This is a genomic window from Phenylobacterium sp. NIBR 498073 (genome assembly GCF_027286305.1).
GTDB lineage: Bacteria > Pseudomonadota > Alphaproteobacteria > Caulobacterales > Caulobacteraceae > Phenylobacterium.
On sequence record NZ_CP114599.1, the window covers coordinates 3,934,565 to 3,945,000 of the forward strand.

Annotated in this window: 12 protein-coding genes, 1 tRNA gene and 2 rRNA genes (1 of these 15 cut by a window edge); 6 read left to right on the top strand and 9 right to left on the bottom strand. The window is 66.1% G+C overall.

Annotated features, from left to right (window positions below; genetic code table 11):
* Positions 1-15 precede the first annotated feature (15 nt).
* Together O4N75_RS19555 and purE are read right to left on the bottom strand one after the other, a co-directional pair.
* Complete coding sequence (locus O4N75_RS19555; protein ID WP_269627095.1) at positions 16-1,095, bottom strand: 5-(carboxyamino)imidazole ribonucleotide synthase; 1,080 nt, start codon at positions 1,093-1,095, stop codon at positions 16-18.
* Between the two features lie 8 nt (positions 1,096-1,103).
* Positions 1,104-1,595, bottom strand: coding sequence for a 5-(carboxyamino)imidazole ribonucleotide mutase (gene purE / locus O4N75_RS19560; protein WP_269627096.1), 492 nt, complete (start codon positions 1,593-1,595; stop codon positions 1,104-1,106).
* A gap of 127 nt (positions 1,596-1,722) precedes the next feature.
* Here purE and O4N75_RS19565 point away from each other — a divergent pair, with 127 nt between their 5' ends.
* Together O4N75_RS19565 and O4N75_RS19570 are read left to right on the top strand one after the other, a co-directional pair.
* Complete coding sequence (locus tag O4N75_RS19565; protein WP_269627097.1) at positions 1,723-2,451, top strand: GGDEF domain-containing protein; 729 nt, start codon at positions 1,723-1,725, stop codon at positions 2,449-2,451.
* A gap of 80 nt (positions 2,452-2,531) precedes the next feature.
* Positions 2,532-2,897, top strand: coding sequence for a VOC family protein (locus O4N75_RS19570; protein ID WP_267233955.1), 366 nt, complete (start codon positions 2,532-2,534; stop codon positions 2,895-2,897).
* Between the two features lie 97 nt (positions 2,898-2,994).
* Here O4N75_RS19570 and O4N75_RS19575 read toward each other — a convergent pair whose 3' ends face one another.
* From O4N75_RS19575 to O4N75_RS19585, 3 genes are read right to left on the bottom strand one after another with little or no spacing between them, the layout of a single operon-like run.
* Positions 2,995-3,213 carry a DUF465 domain-containing protein gene (locus O4N75_RS19575; RefSeq protein WP_267233953.1) on the bottom strand — a complete coding sequence of 73 codons (219 nt, stop codon included), beginning with the start codon at positions 3,211-3,213 and terminating at the stop codon, positions 2,995-2,997.
* Positions 3,214-3,267: 54 nt separating this feature from the next.
* A complete protein-coding gene (locus O4N75_RS19580; RefSeq protein ID WP_269627098.1) occupies positions 3,268-3,714 on the bottom strand; it encodes a TIGR02444 family protein in 447 nt (148 codons plus the stop codon).
* 4 nt (positions 3,715-3,718) lie between these two features.
* Positions 3,719-4,312, bottom strand: a complete 594-nt coding sequence (locus O4N75_RS19585) for a UbiX family flavin prenyltransferase (RefSeq protein WP_269627099.1) — start codon at positions 4,310-4,312, stop codon at positions 3,719-3,721.
* A 132-nt stretch (positions 4,313-4,444) separates the two neighbouring features.
* On the opposite strand from O4N75_RS19585, the gene O4N75_RS19590 reads away from it, so the two are divergent.
* On the top strand, positions 4,445-4,618 hold the full coding sequence (locus O4N75_RS19590) for a DUF465 domain-containing protein (RefSeq protein WP_267233949.1): 174 nt from the start codon (positions 4,445-4,447) through the stop codon (positions 4,616-4,618).
* Between the two features lie 163 nt (positions 4,619-4,781).
* On the opposite strand, the gene O4N75_RS19595 is transcribed toward O4N75_RS19590, so the two are convergent.
* Positions 4,782-5,459, bottom strand: coding sequence for a cell cycle transcriptional regulator TrcR (locus tag O4N75_RS19595; protein WP_269627100.1), 678 nt, complete (start codon positions 5,457-5,459; stop codon positions 4,782-4,784).
* 242 nt (positions 5,460-5,701) lie between these two features.
* On the opposite strand from O4N75_RS19595, the gene O4N75_RS19600 reads away from it, so the two are divergent.
* From O4N75_RS19600 to O4N75_RS19610, 3 genes are read left to right on the top strand one after another with little or no spacing between them, the layout of a single operon-like run.
* A complete protein-coding gene (locus tag O4N75_RS19600; RefSeq protein WP_269627101.1) occupies positions 5,702-6,055 on the top strand; it encodes a hypothetical protein in 354 nt (117 codons plus the stop codon).
* Between the two features lie 50 nt (positions 6,056-6,105).
* Entirely contained in the window at positions 6,106-6,846 is a 741-nt protein-coding gene (locus O4N75_RS19605) for a TylF/MycF/NovP-related O-methyltransferase (RefSeq protein ID WP_269627102.1), read from the top strand.
* Between the two features lie 43 nt (positions 6,847-6,889).
* Positions 6,890-8,185, top strand: a complete 1,296-nt coding sequence (locus tag O4N75_RS19610) for a lanthionine synthetase LanC family protein (RefSeq protein WP_269627103.1) — start codon at positions 6,890-6,892, stop codon at positions 8,183-8,185.
* 56 nt (positions 8,186-8,241) lie between these two features.
* Here O4N75_RS19610 and O4N75_RS19615 read toward each other — a convergent pair.
* The 3 genes from O4N75_RS19615 to O4N75_RS19625 all read right to left on the bottom strand — a co-directional run.
* A tRNA-Met gene (locus O4N75_RS19615) sits at positions 8,242-8,318 on the bottom strand.
* Positions 8,319-8,368: 50 nt separating this feature from the next.
* A 5S ribosomal RNA gene (rrf, locus tag O4N75_RS19620) occupies positions 8,369-8,483 on the bottom strand.
* A gap of 69 nt (positions 8,484-8,552) precedes the next feature.
* Positions 8,553-10,436, bottom strand: a 23S ribosomal RNA gene (locus O4N75_RS19625) (it continues 903 nt past the right edge of the window).

Sequence of the window (10,436 nt, forward strand, 5' to 3'; positions counted from 1 at the left end):
GGAGGAACTAGGTCGTCACAGCGGCCTCAATCGGTTCACGTGGCCCATCTTGCGGCCCGGCTTGGCGTCGCGCTTGCCGTACAGGTGGACGCGGGTCTCCGGCTCGCCGGCCAGCTTGGCCCAGGCGTCCGCCTCCTTGCCCAACAGGTTCAGCATCTCGACCTTGGCGTGGGCGTGGGTCGGGCCCAGGGGCCAGCCGGCGACGGCGCGGACATGCTGTTCGAATTGGTCGACCTCGCAGCCGTCCATCGTCCAGTGGCCGGTGTTGTGGACCCGCGGGGCGATCTCGTTGACCAGCAGCTTACCGTCCTTGAGCTCGAACAGCTCGATCCCGATCACCCCGACATAGTCGAGCGCGGTCAGCACCTGGGCGGCGATCCGTTCGGCCTGGCCGGCGGTCTCCTTGCTGACCTCGGCGGGAGCGAACGAGCGGCGCAGCACGCCTTTCTCGTGATGGTTCTCGGCCATCGGATAGACGGCGATCTCGCCGTCGCGGCCGCGGGCGGCGATCACCGACAGTTCGCGCACGAAATCGGCGGGAGCTTCCAGGATCACCGGCTTGCCGCCGACTTTCTCGAACGCCGCCGGCGCGTCGGCGACGTGCTCGACCCACAACTGGCCCTTGCCGTCATAACCCTCGCGGCGGGTCTTCATCAGCGCCGGCGCGCCGAGCGCGGCGACCGCCTCGCGGGCGGCCTCGCCATCGTCGGCGGCGACGAAGGCGACCGTCGGGGCGCCGGCCCCGTTCAGGAAGGTCTTCTCCTCGACCCGGTCCTGGGCGACGGCCAGGGCGCGCGCGCCCGGCGCCACCAAGACGCCCAGCTGCGTCAGCCGTTCGACCGCCAGCGCCGGCACGTTCTCGAACTCATAGGTGACGACGTCGGCCAACTTGGCGAGCTGCGCCAGCGCCTCGGGATCGTCATAGGCCCCGACGACCGTGTGGGCGGCGACGCGGCTGGCCGGGCCGTTCGGCTCCGGGTCCAGGATGGCGACGTCGAAGCCCAGCCGGCCGGCGGCCAGCGCCAGCATGCGGCCAAGCTGCCCTCCACCGAGAATCCCGATCGTCGAGCCGGGGGGCAGAGGAGAGGCGGTCATGCGGGTTCTCAGTCTTCGACGGTTTCAGCGACGCCGGCGGTGTTGCGGGCGCGGAAGTCGGCCAGACGCGCGGCCAGAGCCTCATCGGAGAGCGCCAGGATCTGGGCGGCAAGAAGGCCGGCGTTCTTGGCGCCGGGCTCGCCGATCGCCAAGGTGGCGACCGGGATGCCGCCGGGCATCTGCACGATCGACAGCAGCGAATCCATGCCCTTCAGCGCCTTGGACTCCACCGGCACGCCCAGCACCGGCAGCTCGGTCAGCGAAGCGGTCATGCCCGGCAGATGCGCCGCGCCCCCGGCCCCGGCGATGATCACCTTGAAGCCGGCCGCCTTGGCGCCCTTGGCGAACTCGTACATCCGGTCGGGCGTGCGGTGGGCGGAGACCACCTTGGCCTCGTAGGCCACGCCCAGGGCGTCGAGACTGTCGGCGGCCCCCTTCATGGTCGGCCAGTCCGACCGGCTGCCCATGATGATGGCGACCTGCGCCTTGCCTACGCTCATTCCGACGTGCCCCTTGTCTCGGAAAGGCGGGGAGTATAGGCGCCGGCCTTGCGCCCGCAACCAAGGACGTTCAGGATTCTCGATGCTTGAGGTTCCCTGCCGATTCTGCAGGTAGGCGAGAGGCTGCATGAAGATCACCGGCGCACGCACCGAACCCTTCTCGGCGATCCGAAAGCGGGCGCTGGTCCATGCCGGCGCGCAGGCGAGCGCCGCGACGGCCGGACCGATCGACAAGACCGCGTTCCTGGGATTGGGCGAAGGCGACCTGACGCCGGGCGTGCAGAGCGCGTTGACCACCCTGCTGACCGAGATCGACGACCTGCGCGGCGAGGTGTCGCGCCTCAAGCTCAAGCTTGCCGAGGTCGAGGGGCTGGCTGATCGCGATCCCCTGACGCCGCTGCTCAACCGCCGCGCCTTCGTGCGCGAACTGGGCCGCATCCGCACCTTCGCCCAGCGCTACGGCTCGCCCGCCAGCGTGGTCTATTTCGACCTCGACGGCTTCAAGGCGGTGAACGACCGCTATGGCCACGCCGCCGGCGACGCCTGCCTCTGCGCGGTGGCCGAGCGGCTGGCGGCCAACGTCCGCGATAGCGACGTGGTCGGGCGGATGGGCGGCGACGAGTTCGCGGTCATCCTGGTGCAGGCCGACCGCGAGACCGCCGAGGCCAAGGCCCGCTCGCTGGCCGAGGCGATCGAAGCCACGCCGATCCGGTTCGGCGAGTGGACCGCGCCGCTCCACATCTCGTTCGGGGTGCGGGAGATCTCGCCCGAACTGGACGCCGAGGCGCTGGTCGCCGAGGCCGACACGGCGATGTTCATCCGCAAGCGTCAGGCCCGCAGCCTTCCTTCGCGCTGAGAGCCGCCGATTTCCCTTCCGTGACGCGCGCGTCAGGTTGCTATGAAGCGGCCAGCGCAAGCTACCAAAGGGGAAACACCATGATCGGCTACACCACTGTAGGCGCCAACGATTTCGAGAAGTCCAAGGCGTTCTTCGACGCCGTCCTGGCGCCGCTGGGCGTCGCGCGGTCGTTCGGCATGGACCGCATTCAATTCTACGGCGCGCCGGGCGCCGGGGCGCTCGCGGTCTGCAAGCCCTATGACGGCGAAAAGGCCACCATCGGCAACGGCATGATGGTCGCGCTGGCCTGCCCCTCGCCGGAGGTGGTCGACCAGGTGCACGCCGCGGCCCTGGCCGCGGGCGGCACGTGCGACGGTGAGCCGGGCAAGCGGCTGCCGACCTTCTACGGCGCCTACTTCCGCGACCTGGACGGCAACAAGTTCTGCGCCTTCAAGATGGGGTGACGAGCGCCGGCTCTCACTCGCGAGCCGGATGCGATCGACAACGATTTGTCGATCGCCGCGAAGAACGCCCGCCCTCGATGGGCGGGCGGGAAGCGGCTTAGGCGATGATGTCGGGCGTCTGCTGATCCTTCAGGCGCTCGATTTCGTCCTTCAGGGCCAGCTTCCTCCGCTTCAGACGGGCGATGACCATCATGTCGGGCACCGGCGCCTGGGCGATCGCCTCGACCGCCACGCCCAGGTCCGCGTGTTCCTGGATCAGCAGGTGCAGGCGCTCGGTCAGCCGCGCCTCGGGATCGTTCCTGTCGTCGTCGTTCATACGCTAGCCGCCCCACCTCACGGCGCTTCCTATGCCACGCCGGCGGTTAACGACCTAGCCAAGGGCGCGCGCCAGGCGGGCCAGGGCCTCGTCCGGGGCAGGCGGTCCCCAGGCGCGCGAGGCCGCTTTCAACGCCTCCAGGGCGGGCCGCCCGCCGCGACGATGCTCGCCCAGCGCCTCGAAGGCTTCCATCAGCACCCGTTCGGCCCGCAGCTCAGCGGCCTTCACGTCCTCGCGCAGCCCCTCGCGCGCGCCGTCGTCGACCTTGCCGAACCTGGCCTTCAGCGTGCGGCGGACCGCGCGGATCGGCTTGAGCACCGTCTCGTCCCAGCCCCGCCCCGCCGCAGCCGCGGCCTGCAGGGTCGCCGCGTCGGCGCCTTCGGCCCACACGGCCCAAAGCAGATACGAAGTGTTCTGCCCATACTCGTCCTGCAGCTCCAGGCAGGCTTCCGGAACCCCTGGACGGGCATAGGCTTCGAGCGTCCATCCCCACAGCGACACGGCCTTAAGCCTCCCCGCTCAACGGCTTGAGATCCAGGCCCCAGCGCTTCACCGGCGTCCACGACAGGCCGAACAGGTCGAGCGCACGCCCCACCGACTGATCGACCATCTCCTCCAAACTGGCCGGCTTGGCGTAGAACGCCGGCAGCGGCGGGGCGATCACCGCGCCCATTTCCGCCAGCCGCACCATGGTGCGCAGGTGCCCCAGGTGCAGCGGCGTCTCGCGCACCATCAGCACCAGCGGGCGGCGCTCCTTCAGGGTGACGTCGGCGGCGCGGGTCAGCAGCGAGGAGGTCACGCCGGTGGCGATCTCGCTCATCGTGCGCACCGAGCAGGGCGCGATGATCATGCCAAGCGTCGGGAACGACCCCGACGAAATCGACGCGCCGACATCGCCCACCTTGTGCGCCACGTCAGCCCGCGCGCTGACCTCGGCGAGACTGAGCGAGGTTTCCTGCGCCAACGTCAGGGCCGCGGCCTTGGAGAAGATCAGGTGGCTCTCGACGCCGAGCTCACGGCAGGCGTCAAGCGCACGCAGGCCGTAGGCGACGCCGCTGGCGCCCGAGACGCCCACCACCAGGCGTGCAGGAGTGCTCATGCCTTTGTATCTCCGAGCCCGGTTTCAAGGCGTGGGCCCAGCCCGGCCCACTGCAAACATATGTGATCTGACAGGCCAGACCAGCGGGTGTTCACTCGTCGTGACAGTAGTTCGACAAGGAGATGACACGTCATGGCCGTCGAAGCCCGTATCCGTGAACTTGGCTTCCGTCACCAGAATCTGGATCGGATGATCGAGGAGGAAACGAATAGGCCGGCCGCAGACGCCACCAAGTTGAGAGAGTTGAAGCTCAAGAAGCTTAAGCTCAAGGAAGAGATCGAGGCTTTGGGCGCGCAAGCACACTAGCCGAGGCTCTTTCTCGTCCGTGCGGGCGGGGGACGGACGCCAGTCGACCCTGACCGATCGTTTCCACGGGTCCCCGGAGGCGGTCGGCAGGGTCGCCTGCGCGTGTCCGCGGCTCCGGCCGGGCTGAAAAAGGGGCGGTCCGCGCCGCCCCTCTCCTGAACCCTTAGTCTTCTTCGCCGTCCTCGTCGTCGAAGTGCGGCGGCTCGGCCGCGTAGGGTTGTTCGTCCTGATCGGCGGGCCCGCCGAAGGCGCCCGTCTCGGAGGCCGGCTCCAAGGTCGGGCCGTCGACGATGCCGCGCCGGGCGTCGTCCTTGGCCTTCTTGTCGGCCGCCTTCTTGACGACGGCGTCCAGCTCCATCTGGGTCGCCAGGCCGAGCGTCACAGGGTCGACCGGCTTGATGTTGGCCGAGTTCCAGTGGCTGCGGTTGCGGACCTGGTCGATCGTCGCCTTGGTGGTGCCCAGCAGCCGCGCGATCTGGCTGTCGGCCACTTCCGGGTGGTTGCGAATGAACCAGGCGATCGCATCCGGACGGTCCTGGCGGCGCGACACCGGGGTGTAGCGCGGCGCCTTCTTCACCGGCTTCAGCAGCTCGGCGTGCCGGCTCTTCTGCGCCTTCATGCGGTACTTGTCGTTGGCCTGGGCCTTGTCGAGTTCTTCGCGCGACAGCTGGCCGTTGGCGATCGGGTCGGCGCCGCGGATGTCGCGCGCCACTTCGCCGTCAGCGATGCCCTTTACTTCCAGCGGGTGCAGGCCGCAAAAGTCGGCGATCTGATCGAAGGTCAGCGAGGTGTTGTCGACCAGCCAGACAGCGGTCGCCTTCGGCATCAGAATCTCGGTCATGACGGTCTTTCCAAAATGACGGCGCCCGGCCTTTCGGCCGGGCGGTGCAATCAAGCAACGTCACATATAGGCCCGTTCCGCGCTCAAGAAAACGACAATCCTGCGCGGTTTGCGCCGGTATCGGCGGCAGCTGGCGTGCGCAATTCCGTGAAGTCGTCCGCCCCGCGCACGTTCCCTGAAGACATTTACGGCGGCCGTGCCACAGTCTTCGCAACAACGACCCTGCTGGGAGGGCTCCAGGAATGAGAGGCGCGGTCCTGCCGATCGCCGCAGCGGCTTTGCTGTCGGCCTGCGCGACGACTGATACTCAGCGAACGGCCGCCGGCCCGCCGCGCAACGACTATAGCCACCTGTCCTGTCGCGAGATCGCCGCCGAGCTGGCGCTCACCGAGCGCGCCGTCGTGTCCGGCGCCCGCCGTCAGCCGCTGGCGCGCGAGGGCGAGACCGCTCAGGCCTACCTGTTCCCCGCATCACTCGGCCCCGCCGCGCCGGCCGCGTCCGCCAAGCTCGAAGTCCGGCTGGAAGACTTGCGCCGCGCCTCGCGGGCCAAGCGCTGCGAAAGCGCCTGGCGCAGCTACCAGACCGCCACCGCCTAATCACCGAACAACGATTGCCGAGTTGCCGAAAGCTTCATAGCAATAGGCGTATGAACGCCATCGCTCTACCTGAGATCGGCACGCCGCGGACCGTCGCCCGCGGCCGCTCGGCTCATGACGGCTACCAACGCGGCTGGGGATTGATGCACGCCGGCGTCGCCGACCTCGTCGCCCACCATCCGCTCTACCAGGCCGGCGTCGAGGCCTCGGCCCACTGGTCGGTGATGGTCGAGTCCAAGCGGATGAACCTCTTCCTGATCCTGACCTCCTTCTATGCCGGGCTCAACGGCAAGGACGTCATCGAATTCGGCTCCTATCGCGGCGGCAACGCCCTGTTCATGGCCCGTGTCCTCTGGGACGTGGCGCCGGGCGCCAAGGTCTATGCCTGCGACACCTATGCCGGGATGCCGGAGACCGACGCCGCCCGCGACCTGCACGGGGCCGGCGACTTCGGCGACAGCTCCTACGACGCCCTGGTCGAGCGTCGGGACGCCCTGGGCCTGACCAACCTCGTGGTCGTGAAGGGCCTGTTCCAGGACACCTTTCCGGCGATCGCGCGCGAGCGGCCGACCTTCGGCCTCGCCCACATCGACTGCGACATCTATTCGGGGGTGAAGTACGCGCAGGAGGCGGTCTGGCCGCGGATGGCCCGCGGCGGCTACGTCGTCTACGACGACGCCGACACCCCCTCCTGCATCGGCGCCACCGAGGCCGTCGAGGAACTGGTCATGACGCGCAAGCTGCACTCCGAACAGGTCTGGCCGCACTGGGTGTTCCGCGCTGGCCTCTAGGCCGCCGCGCCGCTAGCCTTGCGCAAAACAAGGATGGGCGGAAATGACCGGGTACGGACAAGCGGCGCGCGAGGCGCTGAATTTCATCGAGTCGCAGCGGACCGGCGCGGTCTGGCGGACGAACGATCATCCCAAGGCCCGCCCCGCCTACAGCCTCTACCACGGCGCTGGCGGGGTGATCCTGCTGCTGCTCGAGCTGCACGCTCAGTCCGGCGAAGCCGAGCTGATGGAAAGGGCGCTGGCCGCCGGCGACGAGATCCTGGCGCAGCTGCCGACCTTCGAGGATCTCTCGATCAATTCCTCCACCGGCTGGGGCGGCTATGTCTTCGTGCTTGGCGAACTGGCGCGGATTTCCGGCCTGGCGCGCTACCGCGAAGGCGCGACGTTCTGCCTGCGCAAGATCCGCGAGCTCGCCCAGCCGCTCGGGGCCGGCGTCGGCTGGATCGAACCGGCCCCGTTCGCCGACATCACCGGATTTTCTGAGCCGCGGGAGGTCTACGACCAGTCCGTCGGATCCGCGGGCGTGATTCTGACCCTGCTCTATGCCGCGCGCGAGGGGCTGGACGACGGGGCGCTGGCGCTCGCTGTCGCAGCCGCCGAGCGGTTGCTGGAAGTCGCCGAGCCGACCCCGGACGGCCTGCGTTGGCGGATGATGGCCGACATGCCGTTCCAGTTCACCGCGCCCAACTTCGCTCACGGCGGGGCCGGGGTCGGCTACGCCTTGCTGCAGCTGCACCGGGCGACCGGCGAGCCGCGCTATCTCGAGGCCGCCATCGACGCCGCGCGCTACGCGATGAGCCGCAGCCACCCGGTCGGAAGCGGCCGGCTGGTCTGCCATAACGAGGACACCCGCAAACCGATCTTCTATCTCGGCGCCTGTCACGGGCCGGCCGGCACCGGCCGCCTGCTCCTGGAGTTGCACGCCGTCACCGGCGACGCGCAGTGGGCCCAGGCGCTTGAGCAGCTGGTCGCCGGCATCAAGGGCGCCGGGGCGCCGGAAGCCCGGTCGGCCGGGTTCTGGAACAATCATGGCCAGTGCTGCGGCGACGCCGGGGTCGGCGAGTTCGCGCTGCTGCTGGCGCGCCGGACGGGCAAGGCCGAGTACCTGGATCTGGCGCGTCGCTGTGCGGCGGTGATCCTGGACAGCAGCGAGACCTCGGGCGGCGGGCGGTTCTGGCGTCAGGCCGAACACCGCGACCGCCCGGAGTTCGTTCAGGCGCAGACCGGTTACATGCAGGGGGCGGCTGGGATCGCGAGTTTTCTGCAGCACCTTGGTGGCGTGGAGCGTGGTCGGGCGGTGAAGCTATCGATGCCGGACTGGCCAGATATGGGGGCGTGAGTTGGGTCTCGGACACGAAGAAGCCCCCGAGCGAGAGCTTGGGGGCTTGAAAAGCTTGGGTGCGGGGACAGGATTTGAACCTGTGACCTTCAGGTTATGAGCCTGACGAGCTACCGGGCTGCTCCACCCCGCGTCAGGGTGTGATTGTGTATTGAAGGGTTTTGGACTGCATCCGTTTGGTAGACCTGGCGGCGACCTACTCTCCCGCGCCTTAAGACGAAGTACCATTGGCCCAGAGAGGCTTAACGACCGAGTTCGGGATGGGATCGGGTGGGGACCTCTCGGTATAACCACCAGGTCAACGAAACGGATGCGTTGAAAAGAGAAGACATCACACAAAGCGCGTTAGTCATGAGTTTGACTAAGAACGATCAAGCCTATCGAGCGATTAGTACCAGTAAGCTGCATGCGTCGCCGCACTTCCACACCTGGCCTATCAACGTGGTGGTCTACCACGGCTCTCGGCGAAGCCTTGTTTTGAGGTTAGTTTCCCGCTTAGATGCTTTCAGCGGTTATCTATTCCACACTTAGCTACCCTGCTGCACAGCTGGCGCCATGACAGGTCCACCAGAGGTGTGTCCATCCCGGTCCTCTCGTACTAGGGACAGATCCTCTCAAGCTTCGTACACCCACGGCAGATAGGGACCAAACTGTCTCACGACGTTCTGAACCCAGCTCACGTACCACTTTAATCGGCGAACAGCCGAACCCTTGGGACCTGCTCCAGCCCCAGGATGTGATGAGCCGACATCGAGGTGCCAAACTTTGCCGTCGCTGTGGACGCTTGGGCAAAATCAGCCTGTTATCCCTAGAGTACCTTTTATTCGTTGAGCGATGGCCCTTCCACGCAGAACCACCGGATCACTATGGCCGACTTTCGTCTCTGCTCGACTTGTCAGTCTCGCAGTCAGGCGGGCTTATGCCATTGCACTCGTCGAGCGATTTCCGACCGCTCTGAGCCCACCATCGCGCGCCTCCGTTACACTTTGGGAGGCGACCGCCCCAGTCAAACTGCCCGCCACGCCATGTCCCGGACCCGGATAACGGGCCGCGGTTAGACGTCAGCGACAACAAGGGTGGTATTTCAAGGATGGCTCCACCGGAACTGGCGCCCCGGTTTCATAGCCTCCCACCTATCCTACACATGTTGCCGCTAACGCCAAGGCGAAGCTGCAGTAAAGGTTCATAGGGTCTTTCCGTCTGACCGCGGGAACCCCGCATCTTCACGGGGAATTCAATTTCGCTGAGCCTATGCTGGAGACAGTGGGGAAGTCGTTACGCCATTCGTGCAGGTCGGAACTTACCCGACAAGGAATTTCGCTACCTTAGGACCGTTATAGTTACGGCCGCCGTTTACCGGGGCTTCAATTCGGAGCTTGCACCCCTCCTTTTAACCTTCCGGCACCGGGCAGGCGTCAGACCCTATACGTCGCCTTGCGGCTTCGCAGAGCCCTGTGTTTTTGATAAACAGTCGCTACCCCCTGGCCTGTGCCACTCTACAAAGGTTGCCCTAAGCAGAGTCACGCTTATCCCGAAGTTACGCGTGCAATTTGCCGAGTTCCTTCAGCATAGTTCTCTCAAGCGCCTTGGTATACTCTACCTGTCCACCTGTGTCGGTTTCGGGTACGGTCTCCGTTGGGGTTATTTCCAGGAACTCCTTCACTGCCAGGACAATCCAATAAGCCCTGACAATTTACGGAATTCGTCACCTCCAACTGGCCCAGGAATATTCACCTGGTTCCCATCGACTACGCCTTTCGGCCTCGCCTTAGGGGCCGGCTAACCCTGCGCAGATTAGCTTTACGCAGGAACCCTTGGACTTTCGGCGAGAGTGTCTCTCACACTCTTTGTCGCTACTCATGTCAGCATTCTCACTTCCGATACCTCCAGCCAGCCTCACGACTGACCTTCACAGGCTTACGGAACGCTCCGCTACCGCGTGCTTACGCACACCCATACCTTCGGCGACTGGCTTGAGCCCCGTTACATTTTCCGCGCAGGATCGCTTGACCAGTGAGCTGTTACGCTTTCTTTAAATGATGGCTGCTTCTAAGCCAACATCCTGGTTGTCAAAGCAATCCCACATCGTTTCCCACTTAGCCAGTACTTGGGGGCCTTAGATGATGGTTAGGGTTGTTTCCCTTTTCACGACGGACGTTAGCACCCGCCGTGTGTCTGCCAGATAGTTCTCTTGGGTATTCGGAGTTTGGTTAGAATTGGTAGATCTCGCGACCCCCGCATCCATCCAGTG